Origin of the sequence: Geobacter sp., from assembly GCF_030834625.1 — a bacterium.
Taxonomy (GTDB): Bacteria; Desulfobacterota; Desulfuromonadia; order Geobacterales; family Geobacteraceae; genus Geobacter.
Map to the genome: position 1 here is coordinate 157128 of NZ_JAUQXO010000075.1, position 22982 is coordinate 180109.

Annotated in this window: 18 protein-coding genes; 14 read left to right on the plus strand and 4 right to left on the minus strand. The window is 62.8% G+C overall.

The genetic code is table 11. From position 1 onward, the window contains the following. Positions 1 to 164: 164 nt before the first annotated feature. Both RCH91_RS18495 and RCH91_RS18500 read left to right on the plus strand, forming a co-directional pair. A complete protein-coding gene (locus tag RCH91_RS18495; protein ID WP_306536468.1) occupies positions 165 to 1553 on the plus strand; it encodes a hypothetical protein in 1389 nt (462 codons plus the stop codon). Between the two features lie 30 nt (positions 1554 to 1583). After that, complete coding sequence (locus tag RCH91_RS18500; protein WP_306536469.1) at positions 1584 to 3272, plus strand: LysM domain-containing protein; 1689 nt, start codon at positions 1584 to 1586, stop codon at positions 3270 to 3272. Between the two features lie 208 nt (positions 3273 to 3480). Here RCH91_RS18500 and RCH91_RS18505 read toward each other — a convergent pair whose 3' ends face one another. Together RCH91_RS18505 and RCH91_RS18510 are read right to left on the minus strand one after the other, a co-directional pair. Then, positions 3481 to 4185, minus strand: a complete 705-nt coding sequence (locus tag RCH91_RS18505) for a LysM peptidoglycan-binding domain-containing protein (RefSeq protein WP_306536470.1) — start codon at positions 4183 to 4185, stop codon at positions 3481 to 3483. A 1-nt stretch (position 4186) separates the two neighbouring features. Then, a complete protein-coding gene (locus RCH91_RS18510) occupies positions 4187 to 7033 on the minus strand; it encodes a tetratricopeptide repeat protein (protein WP_306536581.1) in 2847 nt (948 codons plus the stop codon). Positions 7034 to 7252: 219 nt separating this feature from the next. Between RCH91_RS18510 and uvrC the strand changes: the two genes are divergently transcribed. Beyond that, entirely contained in the window at positions 7253 to 9100 is a 1848-nt protein-coding gene (uvrC, locus tag RCH91_RS18515; RefSeq protein WP_306536471.1) for an excinuclease ABC subunit UvrC, read from the plus strand. A 36-nt stretch (positions 9101 to 9136) separates the two neighbouring features. On the opposite strand, the gene RCH91_RS18520 is transcribed toward uvrC, so the two are convergent. After that, positions 9137 to 9649, minus strand: coding sequence for a TlpA disulfide reductase family protein (locus RCH91_RS18520; protein ID WP_306536472.1), 513 nt, complete (start codon positions 9647 to 9649; stop codon positions 9137 to 9139). Between the two features lie 24 nt (positions 9650 to 9673). After that, the gene (gene trxA, locus RCH91_RS18525) at positions 9674 to 10003 is read right to left on the minus strand and encodes a thioredoxin TrxA (RefSeq protein WP_306536473.1); all 330 of its coding nucleotides are present in this window, start codon (positions 10001 to 10003) and stop codon (positions 9674 to 9676) included. 160 nt (positions 10004 to 10163) lie between these two features. Here trxA and RCH91_RS18530 point away from each other — a divergent pair, with 160 nt between their 5' ends. The 11 genes from RCH91_RS18530 (at position 10164) to RCH91_RS18580 (ending at position 22880) form a co-directional block, all read left to right on the plus strand. Next, positions 10164 to 10838, plus strand: a complete 675-nt coding sequence (locus RCH91_RS18530; RefSeq protein WP_306536474.1) for a bifunctional precorrin-2 dehydrogenase/sirohydrochlorin ferrochelatase — start codon at positions 10164 to 10166, stop codon at positions 10836 to 10838. After that, positions 10835 to 11650 (plus strand): c-type cytochrome biogenesis protein CcsB, encoded by an 816-nt coding sequence (ccsB, locus tag RCH91_RS18535; RefSeq protein ID WP_306536475.1) that lies wholly within the window; start codon positions 10835 to 10837, stop codon positions 11648 to 11650. Before RCH91_RS18530 ends, ccsB begins: the two co-directional genes overlap by 4 nt. Before the next feature lie 13 nt (positions 11651 to 11663). Next, positions 11664 to 12968, plus strand: coding sequence for a glutamyl-tRNA reductase (gene hemA, locus RCH91_RS18540; protein WP_306536476.1), 1305 nt, complete (start codon positions 11664 to 11666; stop codon positions 12966 to 12968). 38 nt (positions 12969 to 13006) lie between these two features. Continuing rightward, positions 13007 to 13963 (plus strand): hydroxymethylbilane synthase, encoded by a 957-nt coding sequence (gene hemC, locus RCH91_RS18545; protein ID WP_306536477.1) that lies wholly within the window; start codon positions 13007 to 13009, stop codon positions 13961 to 13963. A 9-nt stretch (positions 13964 to 13972) separates the two neighbouring features. Beyond that, the gene (gene cobA, locus RCH91_RS18550) at positions 13973 to 15514 is read left to right on the plus strand and encodes a uroporphyrinogen-III C-methyltransferase (protein ID WP_306536478.1); all 1542 of its coding nucleotides are present in this window, start codon (positions 13973 to 13975) and stop codon (positions 15512 to 15514) included. A gap of 81 nt (positions 15515 to 15595) precedes the next feature. After that, positions 15596 to 16363, plus strand: a complete 768-nt coding sequence (locus tag RCH91_RS18555; protein ID WP_306536479.1) for a TatD family hydrolase — start codon at positions 15596 to 15598, stop codon at positions 16361 to 16363. A 14-nt stretch (positions 16364 to 16377) separates the two neighbouring features. After that, positions 16378 to 17151, plus strand: a complete 774-nt coding sequence (locus RCH91_RS18560; protein ID WP_306536480.1) for a tRNA threonylcarbamoyladenosine dehydratase — start codon at positions 16378 to 16380, stop codon at positions 17149 to 17151. A 79-nt stretch (positions 17152 to 17230) separates the two neighbouring features. After that, the gene (locus RCH91_RS18565) at positions 17231 to 17728 is read left to right on the plus strand and encodes a ferritin family protein (RefSeq protein ID WP_306536481.1); all 498 of its coding nucleotides are present in this window, start codon (positions 17231 to 17233) and stop codon (positions 17726 to 17728) included. 206 nt (positions 17729 to 17934) lie between these two features. Next, positions 17935 to 20568: a chemotaxis protein CheB gene (locus RCH91_RS18570; RefSeq protein WP_306536482.1), complete on the plus strand. Its 2634-nt coding sequence runs from the start codon at positions 17935 to 17937 to the stop codon at positions 20566 to 20568. A gap of 80 nt (positions 20569 to 20648) precedes the next feature. Beyond that, positions 20649 to 22373 (plus strand): sigma-54-dependent Fis family transcriptional regulator, encoded by a 1725-nt coding sequence (locus tag RCH91_RS18575; RefSeq protein ID WP_306536483.1) that lies wholly within the window; start codon positions 20649 to 20651, stop codon positions 22371 to 22373. Between the two features lie 264 nt (positions 22374 to 22637). After that, positions 22638 to 22880: a helix-hairpin-helix domain-containing protein gene (locus RCH91_RS18580; protein WP_306536484.1), complete on the plus strand. Its 243-nt coding sequence runs from the start codon at positions 22638 to 22640 to the stop codon at positions 22878 to 22880. The last annotated feature ends 102 nt before the right edge of the window (positions 22881 to 22982 follow it).

The following is a 22982-nucleotide window of genomic DNA, read 5'->3' on the forward strand; positions in this document are numbered from 1 at the left end:
GCAGGGAGGCAGTTCCGGCACACCGGCTCACCGCCTGCGATCCCGCGCCGACAAGGGCATAGCGGCACGGCAACAATTTTGCATACAAGGCACTCTATTCGTTCTTGATTCTCAATTGACCGTCACATAGAATACTGATTACTTTTCCGGCACACGGGGTACACGTGGTAACCATACTTCTCATTGCCGACCAGGACCGGCTCGAAAAGCTCTTCGACTTTGTCCGGGATTACCCCCAGATTCGGTTCAGGGTCTCCCGCTCCCTCCGCCAGGGAAGTCAGGACATCGCTGAAGATCCGCCCGACATGCTCTTCGTTCAAAACCACCTCTCGGGGCTATCGGGAGAAATCATCGCCCGGCACCTCATCGGCCAGGTGGAAGGGATGAGGCCCCGGGTGGTCCTCTTTGGCGAGGCCGGCAAGCAGGTGGCGGGCCAGGATCCCCTGGACATCTGCCTCGATATCACCCGCACCGATGAAGAACTGACGGCGGCCATCATCGGCATTATCTCCGAAGCCCCGTCGCCGCCGGCTGTCGACAAGGAGCCTCCCCTCGTCCAGACCGAAGAACAAGAGGGCTTCCCCACTGCCGGTGAACAGCCGAACTCTCCCGTACCGCCTGCCGGCGTTCTCCCCCCCATAGCTGAGCAGCAGGCAGACCAGCCCAGGCCGGCATCGGTGAGCAGTGAGCCCGACGATGGCGCCCATGGCCCTTCATCCGTGCCGCCGCTTCCTGAAACTCCCTTCGACCAAAAACTCAAGGCCGTCATCGAGCAGTCAGCCGAACCGGTACCCCTGGCTGAACTGGAGGACACGGTTTCCCTCACGAGCGCCACCGCAGCCGAACGCCCCCGGGCCCGAGAACGCCGGCAGGTCGGGAGGAGAGAGGCAAAGCCCCGCTCACCGCTCATCTGGATCGGGATCGCCACTGCCGCTGTTGTTGCGGTCGGAGTGGCCGTCCTGCAGTTGTCTCCCACTGCGCCGTCCCCCCAAAAGCCCATGAAGCCCGTGGCACCGGTCGTGGCGCAATCGCCCGAAAAAAGCGCGGCACCTTCCGCGGCTGTCGCGACAACGAAGCAGCCTCTCCCGGCTGCCGCGCCGGCGGCAACACCGCCGGCCCTCCCGGCGACGCCGCCCACAGCACAGCAGCCCATCCCTGCCGCCGATCCCCCTCAGACTCCGGCCGGGGCAGGAGGAGGGCTCGCCCAGCTCCCCCCCTTCATCCCGCGGGAGGGACACGACCGGGATTACGGAAAGTCGCACCCTGGCTGGGAGCGCTACCGGGGCGCCCGCACCGAGTTCAAGGTCTACCGCGACGGCGCCGGGATTCGGGCCGTTCAGGCCATCGACCGCAGCGGCGTCGGCATACCCGAAACCTTCTTCCGCGGCGCCCTCAGCCAGATGGCCAAGACACGGGAGTTCACCCTGGAGGCCAAGGAAACCCAGGGGAAATTCCGGGTCGAAAAGGGGAAGGTAAACGGCGGCGTCCGGCTCGTCATCTACCGGACGGTACCCAACGGCGCCATCAGAGCCTTCGTCGTTCACTTCAACTGATCATTCCTTGCCAAGGATACGGACACTATCATGAAACAACGCACCTACACGAGCTTGTGTGCAGCTGTTGCACTCTGGGGCCTCCTTGGCCCGCTGCACGGGGGGTCCGCGCTGGCGGCCCCCCCGTCCTTCGAGCTCGACCTGAAGGATCTGGAGGCGACGAAACCTGCTCCGAAACCGCGCCGCCAAGCCGTTCGACCCACCCGGAAGGAGAGTACCCCAAAAGTCACAACAGCGCCGACCGACCCTGGTCCCGAATCATCCGGCGACTACACCCGCTACACCGTGAAGCCGGGCGACTTCCTCTTCAAGATCCTCATCCGCGACTTCGGGCTCAGCAACGCCAGGGCAGAGGCGCTCATCCCGGAGATCCAGCGGCTCAACAAACTGCCGAGCGCCAAGCGCCTCGTCGTGGGACAAACCATCCTCATTCCGCTCCCCCGCCGGGCACCAACGGCTGCGGCGGCCGCCAAAGCGACTCCTGCACAGACTTCTGAACCGGCACCGGATGAGACCCCGCCCCTTATCATCCCCCCAGCTCCGTCGTCAGCTCCTGCGCCTATCCCCACCCTGTCCGTCCCCCCCGAACCGCGGGAGCCCCAGCGGCGCGACACAGCAGAGCAGACTGTTGGGGCACTTCCGCCGACTCCTCCGGTCGGTGAGACGACCCGGGAGACTGAAACCGTTCAGAAAACCATGCCGTCGGCCGCCGAGTCATCCTTCTCCGCGGCGCTCATCCGCCTCTGGGAAGAGCTCGTCCCCGGTCAGGAACTGATCGAGCCCCTGACGGTCAACGGCAGGGTTCTCGATCCGGCCGACAACCCGCTCCTCCTGGCTGCCGATGGTGGCCGAATTCTCGTCGATCTTCGGGACACCCTCACACCCCAGCTTCGGAGCCAACTGTCCCAGAAATACCCCGATGTGCGCATCGTTGCTCGGGGCAAGGATGGTCTCAAGGCATTCTTCTCCACCCTCATGAAAACCGCCGAATTTGCCCGGGTAGAGGAGAACGTTGCTGTCGACTTCGGAGCGGACCCCTTACTGACCATCCGCGCCGACTTTCGCGTCGTGCGGCTCCCGGCGAACGGGCGAGGCCCCGAAAACGTCCTGCTCTTCGTCGATGAGCATAGCCCTTGCCTCCCGGCTTCCCTCAGCGACTACCTCGGCAGGAAAGGGTATCAGGTGGCCCAGTTCTGCCGTGGCTCACGAGATACGTTCGTGGAGCCCGGTTATGACCTGCGTGCAATCCCTTCCTCCACCCCCTGCGACATGGCAATGTCCCTCTTGGACTCCCTCTCCCTGAAGCTCGAACGCAACCGGATCGTTTCCGGGGCCATGGGGGACGGCTCGGAAAACCGCTTCAGTATCAGAGTTGAAGGATACTTTGAGGCAGGGGGGAAGCGCTTCATCCTCAACTGCACCGGTAACGACCCTTACAACTACACCCTTTTCAGGCTCCTTCAGGTCCAAGGATACGGAGTCGTCCAGCCCCAGGATAATGACGACTTCGACGCCGTGACAGCGCGTCTGCTGACGGAGCTCAACTACCCCCACACTTTCGGGCGCCACGAACTGGACTACGGGCGCTACCGGATTGCGATCACCGGCTTCAAGGTGACCCGCCGCGAGACTTCTACCGGTCGTTTCCTGATCACCTCGCGGCCTTTCGATCCGGTGTTTGCGGAGCTTCTGCGATGGGAACCGACTGCCAAAAAGTAAGGGGAACAGGGTGGAGAGGCGAACTCGCGACAGTGTGAGAAAAGAAACGGACGATCTGTGGTGGGATTGTGAGCTTTATTGGGAGACGTTGCCGAAAGATCAACGAACCGAAACGTGCAGAAGGTTCGGGGATAGATGATTCTGGCGAACGCGTGCTCCGGAGCAACACATCAAGCTTCCGCGAGCATTGAGGAAGTGAAAAAGTCCCCTACTGTTCCGCCAGCTTCAGGAGGGCATCGGCCCGATAGAGGGTTGCATCGGGCACGAGGGGAGAGGCAGGGTAACGGGCCAGGAACCGGTCAAACGCATCGAGCGACTGCTGGTACTGGCCCAATTTGTAGGCGCTCACCCCCTTCGCGAAGAGGGTCTGCTCGTTCTCTTCGCCCTTCCGGGGGGCGGGGGGGGGAGAAACCGTCTTCGGAGCCGGCGCGTCGGACACCTTCGGTGGCAGGGCAACCCGGGGAGCCGTAGCCGGTACCTTGGCCTCCTGCTTCGACTCCTTGGGAGCCTTCCGCACCTTGGAGGTCACCGCCTGGTGTCCACGTTCGCTCTTCCCCTTCACCGCACGCTTGGCGCGCCGGGGCGATGGCGCCACTCCCTCCCCGCGACCAGGCGGCAGCGGAACCAGAAGCCGGTTGCCTGCGTAGATCAGGTTGGGATTCGCAATCTCGTTGAAGAGAAGTATCTGGGAAAAGTAGGTCCCCTTGCCACTGTACTTGCGTGACAGGGCATAGAGGGTATCACCCTTCTCGATCGTGATGCGCTTGACAAGAACTCCCTCATCAGGGCCCGCCAGGGGCTTGCCGTCCGACGGCTGGGGGGCGTAACGGAGGTACTCCGCGCCGTCGGCGGGGGCCAGCGAAGCGAGGGAGAGCACAAGGGACGTCGCGACAAGCCTGAGGGTGCCGTTCATATCAGTACCTGTTCCCGAGTTGGTCCTGGTACTTCAGGACGTTCTTCACCTGAATGTTTCTGCCGACCGCAGTTCCCGCCTTGACCCGGAAGGTCACCTTGATGATCCGTTTCTCGCCTGCCCCCAGTTCGTCGAACCTCCAGAGGTAATCGCCGCTTGCCCCGCGGCCGAAGGAAGGATCGGAAGCAACCAGTTCCAGGTCGGCTGGTAGAACGCTCTGCAACTCCACCGCCTTCGCCATGCTTGAGCCGTGGTTGGTGAAATTGAGCTCGAAGGAGGAAACCTCTCCCGGCTTGAGCCGTCCCCCCTTGCCGCTCATGGCCAGCTCGACCACCGGCCGCGAGTAGACGAGCCGCAGGTTCGCAACGGTGCTTTTGGCCTTGTCGCTCTCGGGTTCGAAGGCCATTGTTACGGCAACGCCGGCCCCATCGGCCTCGGTGGCAGGCGTGGCAAGATCGAGGATCACGTAGGACTCCTCCTTCGGCGCCAGCGGCCCCACGTGGTTGATGATCGGCTCGTTCGCCTGGCGGATGCCGTCGCGGTTCAGGTCCTGGTAAAAGGTGTAGATCACGTTGGGCGGAAGTTGCGGCTTGATGAGGAAATCCTCCCGCACGTTGCCGGTGTTGGTGACGATGAGGGGAACGGCAATGGACTGGCCGGGAATGACGACCAGCCTGTCGCTGTTGGTCCTCACGGCGACACCGCTCACCGGTTTCACGAAGGATGCCGCCGAGATGAATGAATCCCGGGTCTGAAGCTCGGTGTTGACCACATCGGCCCGCAGGAAGAGTTCCTGCTGGGCGATGGCCTCTTCCTTCAACTGGAAGGCCACCTCGAACTCCCTGCTCTCGCCCGAGGCGAGACGGAGGCCGTCCAGAACCAGAGCCGCCTTCATCTCCTGCTTGAAGCCCGTTTCCACCGGGCTCACCGGCTCATACTGGGGGGGGTAGTTGAGTCGCAGGCTCACGTCCTGGGCGGTGGCGGTACCGATGTTCAAGAGCGCCACCCGATAGGAAACCTTTTCGCCCGGAAGGATCTGACCTTTGTCGGTCTTGACCACGGCGCGCAGGAGCGGCGCCGAAGCGGCAAGCATGATGTCCCGCGCCTGGGTGGCATCACGGTCGAGCCGCGAAGCGATCTTGATGGGATAGATGATCTTCTGGCCGTCGATGCATTCGCGCGGCACCGTAATGGAAATGACGCCCCTGAACCGCTCATCCGGCGCGAGGGAGGGGGTCAGGTTGATCGGCATCTCCTTCCTGGCGGCATCGGCGAACTGGGCACCGAACTCGGCCGGAAAGCCCGATTCGAGATAGAAGCTGTCGGTACCGTTCCCCCTGTTGACCACCTCGAAGGGAATGTCGTGCCGCTTCCCGGCTTCCAGACTCTGGGCCGCGGAAATGACGGTCAGGTCTGCCTCGGCAAACTGGCCCACCTCCAGGGAGAGCACCTGGGCGTTTTTCTCGGCGGGCGCCGGCAGGACCGCAGCAACCGCGGCTCCCGGAACCGGGTAGACGATGCCAAGGGCCTTCAGCTTGTCCACCGCCGAGGCTGCGGCCCTCGTTCCCGGGAACCGATCGATGAGCGACTTGTATTCGGCGATGGCCTTTTCCCTGAGTGCCGCACGCTTGCCGTCTTCCGCCTTCTCGGCGGACATTTTTTCCGCGGCAGCACGCTCCCTCGTGGCCTGCTCGGCTGCGAGGCGACCGGCCTCAGCCTTCTCCCGGGCGGCCTGCTCGGCAAGCCGCAACTCTGCGGCGGCCTTTTCAGCGGCCACCTTCTCGGCAGCGATACGGTCGGCGGCCAGTTTCTCAGCTTCAGCCTTCTCCCGTGCGGCCTGTTCAGCAGCAGCTGTCTCCCGCGCACTCTTCTCCGCGGCCAGGCGCTCGGCAGCGGCTTTCTCCGCAACCAGACGTTCGGCAGCTGTTTTTTCGTCGGCGGCTTTCAGCGCAGCCAGACGCTCCGCCTCGGTTTTTTCCCGTGCGAGCTTCTCCGCTGCCAGACGCTCGGCAGCAGCCCGCTCAGCGGCAGCCTTTTCTGCAGCAGCCCGCACCGAAGCTGCTTTTTCGGCCGCGGCACGTTCAGCCGCAGCTTTTTCGGCCGCGGCCTTCTCGAGGGCAAGACGCTGGGCTTCCGCCTTCTCCCGGGCCGCCTTCTCGGTCGCCACGCGTTCGGCCTCGGCCTTCTCCCGTGCCAGCTTTTCCGCTGCCAGACGCTCGGCGGCAACCCGTTCCGCCGCGGACTTCTCCGCCGCCGCACGCTCCGCAGCGATTTTTTCGGCAGCCGCCCGTTCGGCAGCGACTTTTTCGGCAGCCACCTTTTGGGCCGCGATGCGCTCGGCGTCGGTCACACTACGTGCCGCCTGCTCCGCGGCCTGCTTAGCCGCGGCGGTCTTGTCCGCAAGAGCCTTCCGGTCCGGTGCCGGCGCGGCGGCCACCGCCTCGGTCACAGGACGCTTCGCCACGGTGGGAAGCTGTTCTCCCTTGTCGAAACGGGCCACGAGACCGAGAAGATCATCCTCAACGGTTCCCTTGAGGGGACTGTCGGGATACTCCTTCATGAACTGGGACATGTACCGGGCTGCGTCCCGCTCGAAACCCGCCTTGAAGTTGGCCCGGGCAAGCCAGAAGATGGCCATGTCACGCAATGGCGTGTCGGGATATTTCTCAAGAACCGACTTCATCCGCTCGATGGCAGTCTGGTAGTCTTTTTTCTGGTAGGCGTTGAAACCGGCGATGAAGATCTGGGAATCTTCAGAATTGACGGCATAGGCTGGGGTGGAAAGGAGCGACGCGATTATGAGACATCCGGTCAGGCACCGGAAAGCGGCAGTGCGGAAATATTTCATAAAATCCACGGGCTTGACCTTTCCCATCGTAGGGGCGGAAGAATTAAAGTAATTAGCTTCAGTTACATAGCATCATAACACCTGCTTGTCAACGAAGAATGCCGGCGCGAGGCCCTGTAACTACGCGAAAAACGGCCGTACGGAACGGGTGTTGCTAGGGGACGCCGAAGCTGTCGGCACCCCCTTTCCAACGGAGCAGGCAAACGCTATACTGGCACCATGTTTGACAAGTCTCGACTGGACACCCTCCCCGACTCCCCCGGCGTCTACCTCATGAAGGGCTCTGACGGCACAATCCTCTATGCGGGAAAGGCCAAGAGCCTCAGGAAACGGGTTCGCTCCTATTTCGGCGCGGCCGGAGAATCCCGCTATCACATCCGGTTTCTCGTGGCCCGGGTTGCGAACGTGGAGGTCATTGTCACCGACACGGAAAAAGAGGCCCTCATCCTCGAGAACACCCTCATCAAGAAGCATCGCCCCCGCTACAACCTGGATCTTCGGGACGACAAGACCTACTTTTCCCTCCGCATGGACATGGGTGAGGAATTCCCCCGCCTTACCATCATCCGCAAGGTACTGCGGGACGGCGCCCGCTATTTCGGCCCCTACTCGTCGGCCGCCTCGGCCCGCGAGGCCCTCAAGGAGCTCTACAGGCTCTTCCCCCTCCGCCACTACCCCCTTGAGACATGCCGGCGCCGCCGGCGCCCCTGCCTCTTCCACCAGCTCAGGCAGTGCTCGGCGCCATGTCACGGCCTCATCACCACTGAGGAGTACCAGGGCCTTGCCCAAGGGGCGGCCCTCTTCCTGGAAGGAAAGAACCGGGACTTGATGAAAATCTACCGGGAACGGATGGCCGCGGCGGCAGAGGACCAGCGCTACGAGGAAGCGGCCCGTTTCCGGGACCTCATCCACGCCATCGAGGTAACGGTGGAGAAGCAGAAAATGGTGACCGGGGGGGGGGATGCGGACATCCTCGGCATGCACCGGGAGGGGAGCGCCCTGTCCCTGGCCCTCCTCTTCATCCGGGGAGGACGGCTCATCGGCAGCCGAAGCTTCAACCTGGCCTGGGAACTGGAGGATGACGAAGCTATCTCGTCCTTTCTCAACGACTACTACAGCCGCGAGGTCTTCATCCCCGACCAGGTATTCACCCCGCTTCCCGTCGCTGACAGCGGGGCGCTGGAGGAACTCCTCTCCGAACGGCGGGGGAAGCGGATGAGCGTCACGCACCCCCTGCGCGGCACAAAGGCCGATCTTGTCAGGCTCGCGGGGAAGAACGCCGAGGCGGCTCTCAGGGAGAGGCGGAAACGGGAGGAAGGGGCCGAGGCGGTGCTGGCGGAATTGAAGGAGCGGCTCCACCTGCGGAACATCCCCCGACGCATCGAGTGCTATGACATATCGACCATCCAGGGTAGTTATGCGGTGGGAAGCAGGGTTTCGTTTCTCGACGGGAAAGCGGACAAGGGGAGCTACCGTCACTACCGGATCAAAACAGTGTCCGGAGCCGACGATTTCGCCATGATGCACGAAGTACTCTCCCGCCGGTTCAGGGATACCCCCGCAAAGGACACACACCCCGACCTGATTGTGGTGGACGGCGGCATCGGCCAACTGAACATCCTGATCGCTGTTCTCCGGGATCTGCACGTGGAGGGAATCGACGCCGCCTCCCTTGCCAAAAGCCGCGTCGAGCGCGACATGGCTGCGGATGAACTGGCACGGAGCACCGAACGGATTTTTCTCCCGGGCCGCAAAAACCCGGTGGTACTGCGCCAGAACAGTGCGCCCCTGCTGCTCCTGGCCAGGATCCGCGACGAGGCCCACCGTTTTGCCATCACCTACCACCAGAAGCTGAGGGGCAAGGAGACCGTCCGGTCGACCCTTGACGCCATTCCGGGCATCGGCCCGAAGCGACGCCGGGAGCTTCTGCGGCGATTTGGCAGCCTGAGACACATACGGGAGGCGAGCCGTGAGGAACTGGCTGCCACGCCGTCGATCCCGCCCCCCCTGGCAGAGAGCATCTGGATCGCCCTCCACGAAAACGACGAAGGCGGCACCCCCGGATAGGGATGCCGCCTTCGGGCGACCAGCTGTGAACCGGGCTTACTTCTCGGCCAGAAGCTTCTTGATGAGGTTTTCCATGGTCTTGAGGGTTTCGTCCGATCCCCCCATGAACTTGTCGGCCACGTTTCCCTTTTTGTCAATGACATACACCGTGGGGAGCGACCGGAGACCATAGTCGGTCTGAACGTCCTGGCCGGCAAGGGCCACCGGATAGACGATCCGCTTGCTGGCGATGAAGTCCTTGACCGTCCCCTCATCGCCGTCGTCGAGAGAGAGTCCCAGGACCTGGAGCCCCTGCCTGCCGTACTTCCTGCTGAGGCCGTTCAGGTGCGGAATGGCCTCCCGGCAGGGTGGGCACCAGGTGGCGAAGAAATCGATAACGAGAACATACCCTTTGTAATTGGCAAGACTTATCTGCTGCCCCGAGGTGCTCACCACCTTAAGGGGAGGGGCGGGCTGCCCCTTCTGGGGGATGGCAAACGACGGCGCGGCAACCACCGCTGTGAGGCCGACTGCCGCGACGAACGCGGTTAATGCACGAACTATCCGCATAAACGGCTCAACTCCTGATGTACGTTAGAGCGCCTTCTTGATGAGGGCCTCAAGCTGGGCCTTGGGGACTGCCCCCACGACCTGGTCGACAACCTTGCCGTCCTTGAACAGGATGACGGTCGGGATTCCGCGCACGCCGTACTTGCCGGGAGTGCCGGGGTTGTCGTCCACATTGACCTTGCCGACCTTCACCTTGCCGTCATACTCATCGGCGATGGCGTCGATGACCGGGGCGATGGCCTTGCACGGGGCGCACCAGGTGGCCCAGAAGTCCACAAGAACCGGAACAGTCGCCTTGAGCACATCGGCGTCGAAGTTATCATCGTTGAACGTCAGCACTTTTTCACTGGCCATGGAAGCCTCCTTGTCAGACAAATTGTACTTTCAGAATATAGACGAGCTTCCCCAAAACATCAAGGAGGAAAAAGACTATTCCTCCCCCCGGCCCTTGGCAATCTGCGCGAAATCTGGTACACACAAGTCCGTTGCGCTACCCCCAGGAACACCGAGGCCCATGGCTCATTTCCCCGTCAACCTGAATGTTCGTGACCGACAGGCCGTTATTGTCGGCGGCGGCGCCGTTGCCGCACGCAAGTGCCTCCTCCTGCTCGAAGCGGGGGCACGGATCACCGTGATTGCCCCTGCCCTCGACGCCGGCCTGGCGGGACTCCGAATGGAGGGGCGGATCGTCTGTCACACCCGGCCATACGTGGCGGGAGATCTTGAAGGGGCCTTCCTGGCCTTTGCCGCAACGGACGACCCGACCGTGAACCGGGCCGTGGCCCGGGAAGCGGAATCCCTCGGCATCCTTGTGGACACCACCGATGCGCCGGAGCGCGGGAGCTTCACGACCCCCGCCGTCTTCCGCAGGGGAGATCTTCTCGTCGCCGTGTCCACGGGGGGGAAGAGCCCGGCCTTGGCCCGAATTATCCGCAACGATCTGGCGGAACGATTCGGCCCCGAATACGCGGAAACACTGGCGATACTCGGCGCGGTCCGTGAAAAGCTGTTGACTGCCCGCGGCAACCGCACCTACAATAAGGCGATTTTACGCACCCTTGCCAACGCTGACCTCCCCGGCCTGATCCGGCGGGGGGAGTACGAAGCGATCGACCGCCTCCTCACGACCCACGCCGGCCCCGGCTTCACCCTGGCCGCGTTGGGGATGAGGACCGAGGACCCTTCATGAACGCCCTGCTTTTCACGCTGACCCTGGCCGTCTACCTCGCAGCCACCGTTGCCTACCTGGCCTATCTCGTCAAGCCCCGGGAGATACTCGGAAAGGTTTCCCGCTGGCTCCTCACGGCGGGGTTTGTGGTCCACTGCGCCTACACGGTCGACCGCTACCTGGAGGCGGGACACACCCCCATCACCAACCTCCACGAGTCCCTCTCCTTCTTCAGCCTTGCCATCGTGGGGCTCTACCTCCTCTTTGAGCGCAAGTACCGGATCGTCATCCTCGGCTCCTTCGTCACCCCCCTGGCGTTCCTGATCATGGCCGGCTCCACCGGCTTCCCGTCGGCCATCATGCCGCTGAATCCGGCTCTCAAGAGCAAGTGGCTCATGCTGCATACCAGCATGGCGTTCCTGAGCTACGCAGCCTTCACCGTGGCCTTCGGCGCCGCCATCATGTACCTGATCCAGCAGTACTTCCTGAAAAACAAAAAGCTTGGCCCCATGTACCAGAAGCTCCCCTCCCTGGACGTGCTGGACGAGATCAACTACCGTTGCCTCACCATCGGGTTCCCACTCCTGACCTTCGCCATCATCTCGGGGGCCATCTGGGCGGAATCCGCCTGGGGAACCTACTGGAGCTGGGACCCGAAGGAAACCTGGTCGCTCATCACTTGGTTCGTCTATGCGGCACTCCTCCACGGCAGGCTCACCACTGGCTGGCGAGGGAAGAAGGCCGCCATTCTCGCCATTGTCGGCTTCTTCGTCCTCCTGTTCACCTTCCTCGGCGTGAACCTGTTCATGTCGGGGCTGCACAGCTACAAATAGCTCAGAGGATCGCATGAACATTGTGGTTGTGGGGCTGTCTCACAAGACCGCCTCCGTCGATATACGGGAAAAAGTAGCCTTCGCGCCCACCCAGATGGAGAAGCCCCTGAAGGCGCTCCTGGCCCTGGAGGACATTGCCGAGGCGGTCATCGTCTCCACCTGCAACCGGGTAGAGATCTACATCACGACCCGCGACATCGCCGGCGGCATGGCACGGATCAAGCGCTTTCTGGCCGACTTCCACCAGATTCCCGCCGAAACCCTGGAACCCCACCTTTACACCCACCACGGCGAGGCGGCCATCCGCCACGTCTTCCGGGTCGCCTCCAGCCTCGACTCCATGGTGGTGGGAGAGCCCCAGATCCTGGGCCAGATCAAGACCGCCTACGGCTACGCCGCCGAGTACAAGACCAGCGGCATCATCCTCAACCGCTTCCTCCACAAGGCCTTCTCCGTGGCCAAGCGGGTGCGGACCGAGACCAAGATCGCCTCGTCGGCCGTCTCCGTCTCCTTCGCCGCCGTGGAACTGGCCCGCAAGATCTTCGGCGACCTCTCCGACAAGACGGTCATGCTCATCGGCGCCGGCGAGATGTGCGAACTGGCGGCCAAGCATTTCATCACCAACGGGGTGCGGGGGGTCATGGTCACCAACCGCACCTACGAGCGGGCCGTGAAACTGGCCGAGGAATTCGAGGGGAAGCCGGTCCCCTTCGAGGACCTCTTCGACCAGCTCCACAAGGCCGACATCGTCCTCACCTCCACCGGCGCCACCCACTTCATCATCAAGCCCAAGGATGTGGAGGAGGTGATCCGGCGCCGGAAGATGAAGCCCATGTTCTTCATCGACATCGCGGTCCCCCGGGACATCGACCCCAAGGTGAACGACGTGGAGAACGTCTATCTCTACGACATGGACGACCTCCAGGGGGTGGTGGCCTCCAACCTGCAGCAGCGGGCCGAGGAGGCGAAAAAGGCCGAAGCGATCATCGACGAGGAGATCGGCCAGTTCCACAAGTGGCTCTCGAACCTGGAGGTGACGCCGACCATCGTGGCGCTCCGGTCGAAATTTGAGGAGACCAGGAAGGCCGAGCTCGAGAAGACCCTGGCCGCCTGGAAGGACCTTCCCCCTGACGGGGCGAAGCGGTTGGAAGCCCTCACCGCCGCCATCGTCAACAAGCTCCTCCACCCCCCCACCGCCACCCTCAAGCGGGCCGGCCAGGGAGGAAGGACCGACCTCTACATCGACGCCATCCGCACCCTCTTCGAGCTCCAGACCGGGGGGTCCGAGGCAGAGGAACTGGGAGAGCTGGAAGAATAAGGCAACCAAAGGGAATACGATACATAAAGGAGACTGCAATGGCACCGAAGCAGCTGAGAATAGGAACCCGCGCGAGCCAGCTCGCCCTCTGGCAGGCCAACTGGGTGAAGAGTGAGCTGGAAAAGCGCTACCCCGGCATGGCGGTGGAGCTCGTCAAGATCAAGACCATGGGTGACAAGATCCTCGACGTCCCCCTGGCCCAGGTGGGGGGGAAAGGGCTCTTCGTGAAGGAAATCGAGGAGGCGATGCTCCGGGGCGAGATCGACATCGCGGTCCACAGCATGAAGGACGTGCCGACGGAGTTTCCCGAGGGGCTCGGCCTCTACTGCATCACCGAGCGGGAGGACCCCCGCGACGCGGTCATCTCCCGCGGCGTGACATTCGCCGACCTTCCCCAGGGGGCCCGGATCGGCACGTCGGCCCTGCGCCGCCAGGCCCAGCTCCTCAAGGTCCGCCCCGACCTCCAGATGGTGGTCATCCGCGGCAACGTGGAGACCCGCATCCGCAAGCTCACCGAAGAGAACCTGGACGCCGTCATCCTGGCCGCCGCCGGACTGAAGCGCCTCGGCTTCACTGACCAGGTGTCCGAGTACCTGCCGGTGGAACTGTCGCTCCCGGCCATCGGCCAGGGGGCTCTCGGCATCGAGTGCCGCCTGGATGACGAAACGATAAAAGAGACCATCGCCTTCTTCAACCACCCCGATACCGCCCACGCGGTCCGGGCCGAGCGGGCGCTCCTGTGGCGTTGCGAAGGGGGGTGCCAGGTCCCCATCGCCGCCCACGGCCAGGTTTCCGGCGACACCCTCTCCCTCACCGGCTTCGTCGCCTCGGTGGACGGAACGCGCTCCGTGAAGGACTCCATCTCCGGGCCGGTAACCGACTGCGAGAAGCTCGGCATCGCCCTGGCGGAAAAGCTCCTCGCCGACGGCGCCCACGAGATCCTCGCCGAGGTCTACCAGCGGGAAGTGGCGCGGGAGAAGGAAATCCCCGTTTAGCTTGACCCCATGTCCCATACATCCCACCCAAATAGTCTTGTCTACCTCATCGGCGCCGGCCCCGGCGCCCCGGGCCTCATCACGGTCAGGGGAAAGGAGTGCCTGGGGCTTGCCGACGTGGTCATCTACGACTACCTGGCCAACGATGACCTCCTCCGCTTCGCCCGGCCCGACGCCGAGCTGATCTACGCCGGCAAGGTCGGCGGGCTCCACAACCGCGAGCAGTGGCAGATCAACGCGCTGCTGGTGGAAAAGGCCCTGGCGGGGAACGTGGTGGCCCGGCTCAAGGGGGGCGACTCCTTTGTCTTCGGCCGGGGGGGTGAGGAGTGCGAGGCCCTCGTGGCGGCGGGGATTCCCTTCGAGATCGTTCCCGGGGTGACGGCCGGGATCGGCGCCACTGCCTACGCCGGCATCCCCCTCACCCACCGGGGGGTGACCACCTCCGTCGCCTTCGTCACCGGCCACGAGGGGCACGACAAGGAGATCTCCCAGATCGACTGGGAGGGGCTCTCCCTGGGAAGCGGCACCGTGGTCTTCTACATGGGGATCAAGAACCTCCCCCAGATCACCGAAAACCTCATGGCCCACGGCCGGCCGCCGGAAACCCCCGTTGCCCTCATCCGCTGGGGAACCCGGCCCGAGCAGGAAGTCCTCACCGGCACCCTCGCCGACATCGCCGAGCAGGCCCGGCGGACCGGTTTTCGGGCACCGGCCATCACCGTGGTGGGCGAGGTGGTGCGCCTGCGGGAAAAGCTCCGCTGGTTCGACAACCGTCCCCTCTTCGGCAGAAGCATTCTCGTCACCCGGGCCGCGGACCAGGCGGGAGAATTCGGCGCCATGCTCGGCACCCTCGGTGCCCGGGTCGTGGAATGCCCCACCATCGCCATCGTACCCCCCGAAAGCTGGGACGGCCTCGACGCAGCCATAGCCCGACTGGATCGGTTCCACTGGATCGTCTTCACCTCGGTCAACGCAGTCCGCTTCTTCTTCGAACGGCTCACCGCTGCCGGGCGGGATTCACGCGCCCTGGGGAGCTGCCGGGTCTGCGCCGTGGGTCCCAAGACGGCCGCGGCCCTCGCCCCCTTCGGCATCCGGCCGGATCTGATCCCCGACGACTACAAGGGCGAAGGGGTGGTGGAGGTGTTCCGTTCAGAGAATATCACGGGAAAACGGATCCTCTTCCCCAAGGGGGATCGGGCCAGAGACGTTATCCCGCAAGGCCTCGCAGAGTTAGGGGCAGAGGTTGAGGCGCCGGTCGCCTACCGCAACATCACGCCGGATGCCCTCCCCGCCGGCGTCATCGCCGAACTGGAGGAGCGGCGCATCGACTGCGCCACCTTCACCTCCTCGTCAACCGTGGACAACCTGGCCGCCATCCTCGGGGAAAACCGCCTGCTCCACCTGCTGGAGGGGGTGACGATCGCCGCCATCGGCCCGATCACCGCCAGAAGCTGCCGGGAACTGGGGATCGAAGTCCACATCGAACCCCGGGAATACACCCTCGCTGCCATGACGGGCGCCCTCGCCGACCACTTCACCCGGCGAGGCTAGACTTGCCCGGGCACGGATTCGTTCCGGCAGCCCGCCCCTCCTTCACTCCCCGACCCTGTTGCCGGATTGCGGAGCGCTTTCATGCTTACCGATACCCACTGCCACCTGGATGATCCAACGCTCCGCCCGCGCCTCGGTGAGGTCCTGGCCGCCGCGCGGCAGGCAGGAGTTGAGCGGATCATCATACCGGGGGTCACCCCCGGGGGATGGGACGGTATCGCGGCCCTGGCTGTGGAACATGACGGGATCTTTCCCGCCTTCGGCATCCACCCGATGGCGGCGGACCAGGCCGACGACGACGCCTTGGCGCGGCTCGCCGGCCTTGCCGGAACGGCCGTTGCCCTCGGAGAGATCGGGCTCGATCACCTGGTTCCTCACCCCCCTCGCGCTGTCCAGGAGGCCGCGTTCCGGGAACAGCTCCGGATCGCGGTGACGGCGGGGCTTCCGGTTCTCATCCATTGCCGCAGGGCCTTCGAGAGCCTCCTCCGCATCCTCCGGGAGGAGGGGGTTTCCCGCGTCGGCGGGGTCATGCACGCCTTTTCCGGTAGCGTGGAAATCGCCCGGGAGTGCATCGGGCTCGGCCTCCTCATCTCCGTGGCGGGGACCGTCACCTACCGCAACGCCGTGAGGCCCGTGGCCATGGCCCGGGAAATCCCCCTGGAACACCTTCTCCTCGAAACCGACGCTCCCGACATGACCCCCGAGCCTTTCCGCAGCGCCCCCAACGAGCCGGCATTTCTTGCCGTGACGGCCCGCCGCCTGGCGGAACTGAAGGGTGTTACGCCTGACCAGGTGGCCCGGGTGACGAGCGCAAACGCCGCTCGCATCTTCCGCCTTTCATCCCTTTGAAGCGAGGTATTTCCATGTCCGCACTCCACCGTTTTTCCCGCACCGAGATCCTCATCGGACCCGAGAAGCTCCACCGGCTCCGACAATCAACCGTGGCCGTCTTCGGCCTGGGGGGGGTCGGAAGCTTCGCCGCCGAGGCCCTCTGCCGGGCCGGTGTCGGCCGGCTCGTCCTGGTGGACTTCGACGACATCTGCCTCACCAACGTAAACCGCCAGCTCCACGCCCTGGACGGCACCGTGGGGAAGGCCAAGGTGCAGGTGATGGCCGAGCGGCTCCGCCTCATCAATCCGGATGCGGACATCGTCCCCCACAAGGATTTCTACGAGGCCGGCAACAGCGACTTCCTCCTCGCGGGGGGATACGACTACGTGGTGGACGCCATCGACCACATCACAAGCAAGCTCCACCTGATCCGCAGCTGCCGGGAACGGGACCTGCGGATCATCGCCAGCATGGGGGCCGCCAACAAGCTGGACCCGACGAAGATCCGCGTGGCCGACATCTCAAAGACAAGCGTCTGCGGCCTGGCCCGGGTGGTCCGCAAACTGCTGCGCAAGCAGGGGATCAAAAGCGGCGTCACGGTGGTCTACTCCACCGAGGAGCCCCGGGAGCAGGCCGTGGCCGATGCCGGCTGCCGCTCCAACTGCATCTGCCCCAACAAGGAGGAGCAGCGCTTTTCCTGCGAGCACCGCCGGAACATCCTCGGAAGCATCTCCTTCATCCCGAGCATCTTCGGGCTCACCATGGCGGGGGTAGTGGTGAACGACCTGCTGGATATCGACAAATAAATACCCTTGTTGAACGGCGACAATTTGCCGCTATACTTTCAACCAAACGACATCGAATGGGATGAAAGGGGGTAACGGTATGGGTAGAGAGTATTCGATTCAGGAGGCCCTGAAGCTCGCCATCAAGGGGGAGAAGGACAGCATGGACTTTTACCGGAAAGCGGCTTCGGTGACCAAGAACGAACGGGCCCAGAAGGTCTTCGATCTTCTGGCCAACGAGGAGGTGGGGCACCTCAAGGCGTTCTTCGACCACTACAAGGGAGGGGAATTCGGCGATATCGCCACCTACATGGCCCAGCCCCCGGACACGAAGAACCCCACGTACACGGCCCTCATGAAGGCCGTCGGCGAAGAGACCCCGGAGCAGCAGGCCCTCGAACTGGCCATGAAGGAAGAGAAGTCATGCATCGACCAGTACACGTTCCTTGCCAAGGACATCATCGATCCCCTTGTCAAATCCGTCTTCGAACGGGTCATCAAGGAGACCGAGAAACACCTGGCGATGATCGAGGAGGAGTACCGCCACGTCATGACCATGGTTCACGAATCGGACCAGGACATCTACGTGCGGGAATAACCCCGTAAGTTGGTTTCGCGAAGACAACACAACAGTCCCCTCTTCCCGAGGGGGTGGCCAGGGGTGAGGGGGAAACGCAGAGAGCGCCCCCCTCATTCTGCTTTCGGTCAAATTACTCCGTATTATCACCTGGATGCTGCCGTTTTTGCCACCATGACAAAGTATAGTTGATGGCGGGGCAACGAACTGCTGTTATACTTTGTCTCATGAAAAAACAACCCCCACCAAAGAGCCCTGATGAAGAGCCCGCCACGATTCCAGCACAAAACGCGCTCTCAGGGCACGAATCCCCCCCTCTTCCCATTGTTGGCATAGGCGCCTCCGCCGGCGGGCTGGAGGCGCTGGAGCAGTTCCTGCGGCACGTGCCGGAAGGGTGCGGCATGGCCTTTGTCATCGTCCAGCACCTGGACCCGACCCACAAGGGGATCCTGCCCGAATTGCTCCAGCGCACCACCGGGATGGCGGTCTTTCAGGCCAGGGACCGGATGCGGGTCAAGCCCGACTGCGTCTATGTGATCCCCCCCAACAAGGACATGTCCATTCTCCACGGGGTGCTGCACCTGTTCGAGCCGACGGCGCCCCGCGGCCTGCGCCTTCCTATCGATTTCTTCCTCCGTTCCCTGGCCGAAGACCAACAGGAGCGCAGCATCGGCGTCATCCTTTCCGGCATGGGCTCGGACGGTACCATGGGGCTGCGGGCAATCAAGGAAAACGCGGGAGTGGTACTGGTGCAGGAACCTGCCTCGGCCAAGTTCGACAGCATGCCCCGCAGCGCCATCGATGCCGGGCTGGCCGACCTGGTGGCCCCGGCGGAGGAGTTGCCGGTCAAGATCATCGACTATCTCCGGCACGCCCGCGTCCTCACCAGGACCGAGCGCCCCCTGGAGGAGAAGGACCAGAGCGCCCTGGAGAAAGTCCTCATCCTGTTGCGGGCCAAGACCGGCCACGACTTCTCCCTGTACAAGAAGACCACCATGTACCGACGGATCGAGCGGCGCATGGGGATTCACCAGATCGACCGGATCGCCGCCTACGTCCGCTATCTGCAGGAGAATTCCCAGGAAGTGGAACTCCTCTTCAAGGAACTGTTGATCGGTGTGACGAACTTTTTCCGCGACCCGGCGGCATGGGAACAGCTGAAGGGAGAGTTCATTCCGGCACTCCTGGCGGGCTGCCCGGCCGGCGGGGTGCTGCGCGCCTGGTCAGCCGGCTGCTCCACCGGGGAGGAGGCGTATTCGCTGGCCATCGCCTTCAAGGAAGCGCTGGGACAGGTCAAGCCCACGGAGAGTTTCAATCTGCAGATCTTTGCCACCGACTTGGACCGGGACGCCATCGACAAGGCCCGCCAGGGGGTCTATCCGGCCAACATCGCCGCTGACGTGTCTCCCGAGCGCCTCCGCCGGTATTTTATCCAGGAAGGGAGCGGCTACCGGGTCGGCAAGGAGATCCGGGAGATGGTGACCTTCGCCACGCAGAACGTCATCATGGACCCCCCCTTTACAAAGCTGGATATCATCATCTGCCGCAACCTTCTCATCTATCTGACGCCGGAACTGCAGAAGAAGCTCCTGCCGCTCTTCCACTACAGCCTGAACCCGGGCGGCATCCTGTTTCTGGGGAGCGCGGAGACCGTCAGCACCTTTACCGATCTCTTCACGCCGCTGAACACCAAGTCGAGACTCTTCCGGCGGCGCGAATCGTTGCTGCCGCCCGAACCGGTGGCGTTTCCCTCTTCGTTTGTACCGGCACTGCCGGGAGTTTCCAAGGAGTTGACGATGATGAAACCTGCGGCCAACCTCCAGTCGCTGGCGGACCAGCTGCTCCTGCAGCACTTTTCCCCGCCCGCCGTGCTGGTCAACGACAAGGGTGACATCCTCTACATCAGCGGGCGGACGGGCAAATATCTTGAGCCGGCGGCCGGCAAGGCCAACTGGAATATTTTCGCCATGGCCCGCGAAGGGCTCCGTTTCGATCTGGGAAGCGCCTTCCAGAAGGCAGTCCGGCACAAGGAGGCGATCACCCTCAAGGGGCTCAAGATCGGGGAGAACGGCGGCACACAGACCGTTGATGTCACTGTCCAGGCGATCGAAGAGCCGGAGGCGCTGCGGGGGATGGTGATGATCATCTTTACCGACGTAGCGACGCCCCCGGAAAAGAGAGCACCAGGCCGCTCCAGGACCTCTCCTGCAGGCAACACCCGGGTGCTCGAACTGGAGCAGGAACTCCAGCAGGTGCGCGAAGAACTGCAGACGACCCGCGAGGAGATGCAATCCTCCCAGGAGGAGCTCAAATCCACCAACGAGGAATTGCAGTCCACCAACGAGGAACTGCAGTCCACCAACGAGGAGCTGACCACTTCCCGGGAAGAGATGCAGTCCCTGAACGAAGAACTGCAGACGGTGAACGCCGAGCAGCAGTCAAAAATGGACGAGCTGTCGCGGGTGAACAACGACATGAGGAACCTGCTCAACAGCACGGAAATTGTCACCGTGTTCCTGGACAACGACCTCCATGTCCGGCGGTTCACCACGGGGGCGAACAAGCTCTTCAAGCTGATCCCGGGCGATGTGGGGCGGCCGCTCAGCGACATCTCCAGCGACCTGCTCTATCCCGGCATGACCGAAGAGGCGCAGGAGGTGCTGCGGACGCTGATCTTTTCGGAGAAGCAGATCAGCGCCACCGACGGGCGCTGGTTTTCGGTGCGCATCATGCCCTACCGCACCATGGAGGACGTCATCGGCGGGGTGGTGATCACCTTTGCGGACATCACCGCGGCCAAGACGCTGGAGGCGGAACTGCGCGAGGAGATTTCACGGCTGAAGACTGAAGGCAGAAGTTAAAAAGTGTAGTAATCTTAACGGGTGGTTTGTTTCTAGCCGCCTTCAGCCTTCTGCCTTCAGCCTGAATCAAAGGGTTTGCAATGGGAATCGACAAAGACAAGGGATTGTCAGCGGATACCGCCAACCTGCGCCACCGTGCCGAAGAGCGGTTGGGTGAGAACAGGGCGGAACGCCCCCCGCCCCGGACCGAGGCAGAGACGAAGAGGCTCGTCCATGAGCTCGAGGTCAACCAGATCGAGCTGGAGATGCAGAATGCAGAGCTGCGCCGAGCCCGGGAGGAGCTTGAAGCATCGCTCAACAAGTATGCCGAACTCTATGACTTTGCACCTGTCGGCTATTTCACCTTTGACGCCCACGGAGTGATACAGGATGTGAATCTGGCCGGCGCGCAACTGCTGGGAACAGAGCGGCGACTGCTGGTCAACGGACACTTTGCCGGTTTTATTGCCGATGCAGACGACCGGGAAATTTTTTCCAACCATCTCGCATTGGCGCTGCAGCGACAGGTCATGCTCAGATGTGAAATCCGTCTCACGAGAAACGACGGCACGGTGATCCATGGCCAACTTCAGAGCGTAGCGGTCACCATCGAAAGCATGGACGGCTCTATCCTTACCTCCATCGTTGACGGCACGGTCCGCAGGCAGCTGGAAGAGGCGCTGCAAAATGCCCATGACGAGCTGGAGCTGGCGGTACATGAGCGGACCGGAGAGCTGACCAGGGCGAATGTGCGGCTCTCGCGGGAAATAGATGAGCGCAAGGGGGCCGAAGAGTCCCTCCAGGGAGCGTTTGCGGAAATCAGCCACCTGAAAGACCGGCTCAGGGCTGAGAACATCTACCTGCGGCAGGAGGTTGCCCGGGAGTACAACTTCGGCGAGATCATCGGGCAAAGCAATGCCATGGAGTATGTATTCTTCCGGGTCGAGCAGGTGGCCCCCCAGGATGCGACCGTTCTCCTCCTTGGCGAGACCGGCACCGGCAAGGGAATGATCGCACGGGCCATCCACGGCAGGAGTTCCCGCAAGGACCGGCCGATGATAACGGTCAACTGCACGGCACTGCCGGCGAACCTCATCGAAAGCGAGCTCTTCGGGCGTGAGAAGGGTGCGTTCACCGGGGCTGATGCCCGGCAGATGGGGCGCTTCGAGCTGGCCGACGGCGGAACCATATTTCTCGACGAAATCGGCGAGATGCCCCTGGAGCTGCAGAGCAAGCTGCTCCGGGTCATCCAGGACGGCGAGTTCGAGCGACTGGGCAGCCCCCGCACCATCAGGGTAGATGTCCGGATCATCGCGGCCAGCAACCGGACCCTGGAGGAAGAGATCCGCGCGGGGAGGTTCCGGGAAGACCTGTTCTACCGGCTCAATGTTTTCCCCATCACGATCCCGCCACTGCGGCAGCGCAAGGAAGACATCCCGCTGCTCGTCACGTATTTTGTCGCCAAATACAACAAGAAAATAGGCAAGAAGATAGAGACCGTTTCGAAAGAGACCCTGAACGCCCTCCAGGAGTACCACTGGCCCGGCAACGTGCGGGAACTGGAAAGTGTCATCGAGCGGGCGATCATCACCAGCCAGGGGACCACACTCCAGGTACTGGACCGGTTCGATACGTTCCGCAATACAGGGGAACTGGCAGAACAGGACGTCAAAGCCCTCGCCGACCTGGAACACGATCACATCCTCCAGGTGCTCCAGAAAACCGGCTGGCGCATAGAGGGGAAAAACGGGGCGGCGATACTCCTTGGTCTCAACCCCAGTACCCTTCGTGCCCGGATGCGGAAATACGGCATCCGCCGCCACTAACGGCAAAACATACAAGGATTGCGAGTAGTTGCCTCAATGGTACCCGTCATATATGGCAGTTACGTTACATATGACGGCTGCCGCTGACGGTTTTCCCTTCACCCCGCACCCTTCCCCTCCATTTTACCCCGCACAATCAAACCCTTGCACTGGCAGTATCCGCAGGTCTCCTCTGGCTCGTTAGTTGCGATATATCTTCTGAGCAGAACATGAGCACAATCGTGTTTTCTGCAGGACTACGAGCTGTTGTCAGGGGAGGATGCCATGAAAAACCAAATGAAAGAGCTGCAAAAACTCAAAGGGATAGGAGAAGTCCTGTCGCGGCGCTTGGTCGAGTCCAGCTATGACACAATTGCCAAGGTTGCTGCTGCAGAAGAAAAAGGGTTGGAGAGAATTGCGGGAATGCACCCGCAAAAGGTACAGTCCATCGTAACCCAGGCCAGGAAGATGACGGGGGAAGCCGAGAGAAGTCGGCACACTTGGTCGGGGGACAAAAGCGAGCGGTAAAGTCCATCACGCATTAGGTGCAGGACATCGCACTCAAGGTCCGTGACCGGTTCAAGGAGAAGGTTTCCGGCAAGGTTCGGATCTCAGAGTATCCGCAGTCCA

What these genes read in the sequence shown, in the direction of transcription:
- RCH91_RS18500 (WP_306536469.1), top strand. Translation starts at nt 1,584, where the DNA reads ATGAAACAACGCACCTACACGAGCTTGTGTGCAGCTGTTGCACTCTGG.
- RCH91_RS18505 (WP_306536470.1), bottom strand. Translation starts at nt 4,185, where the DNA reads ATGAACGGCACCCTCAGGCTTGTCGCGACGTCCCTTGTGCTCTCCCTC.
- RCH91_RS18510 (WP_306536581.1), bottom strand. Translation starts at nt 7,033, where the DNA reads ATGAAATATTTCCGCACTGCCGCTTTCCGGTGCCTGACCGGATGTCTC.
- uvrC (WP_306536471.1), top strand. Translation starts at nt 7,253, where the DNA reads ATGTTTGACAAGTCTCGACTGGACACCCTCCCCGACTCCCCCGGCGTC.
- RCH91_RS18520 (WP_306536472.1), bottom strand. Translation starts at nt 9,649, where the DNA reads ATGCGGATAGTTCGTGCATTAACCGCGTTCGTCGCGGCAGTCGGCCTC.
- trxA (WP_306536473.1), bottom strand. Translation starts at nt 10,003, where the DNA reads ATGGCCAGTGAAAAAGTGCTGACGTTCAACGATGATAACTTCGACGCC.
- RCH91_RS18530 (WP_306536474.1), top strand. Translation starts at nt 10,164, where the DNA reads ATGGCTCATTTCCCCGTCAACCTGAATGTTCGTGACCGACAGGCCGTT.
- ccsB (WP_306536475.1), top strand. Translation starts at nt 10,835, where the DNA reads ATGAACGCCCTGCTTTTCACGCTGACCCTGGCCGTCTACCTCGCAGCC.
- hemA (WP_306536476.1), top strand. Translation starts at nt 11,664, where the DNA reads ATGAACATTGTGGTTGTGGGGCTGTCTCACAAGACCGCCTCCGTCGAT.
- hemC (WP_306536477.1), top strand. Translation starts at nt 13,007, where the DNA reads ATGGCACCGAAGCAGCTGAGAATAGGAACCCGCGCGAGCCAGCTCGCC.
- cobA (WP_306536478.1), top strand. Translation starts at nt 13,973, where the DNA reads ATGTCCCATACATCCCACCCAAATAGTCTTGTCTACCTCATCGGCGCC.
- RCH91_RS18555 (WP_306536479.1), top strand. Translation starts at nt 15,596, where the DNA reads ATGCTTACCGATACCCACTGCCACCTGGATGATCCAACGCTCCGCCCG.
- RCH91_RS18560 (WP_306536480.1), top strand. Translation starts at nt 16,378, where the DNA reads ATGTCCGCACTCCACCGTTTTTCCCGCACCGAGATCCTCATCGGACCC.
- RCH91_RS18565 (WP_306536481.1), top strand. Translation starts at nt 17,231, where the DNA reads ATGGGTAGAGAGTATTCGATTCAGGAGGCCCTGAAGCTCGCCATCAAG.
- RCH91_RS18570 (WP_306536482.1), top strand. Translation starts at nt 17,935, where the DNA reads ATGAAAAAACAACCCCCACCAAAGAGCCCTGATGAAGAGCCCGCCACG.
- RCH91_RS18575 (WP_306536483.1), top strand. Translation starts at nt 20,649, where the DNA reads ATGGGAATCGACAAAGACAAGGGATTGTCAGCGGATACCGCCAACCTG.
- RCH91_RS18580 (WP_306536484.1), top strand. Translation starts at nt 22,638, where the DNA reads ATGAAAAACCAAATGAAAGAGCTGCAAAAACTCAAAGGGATAGGAGAA.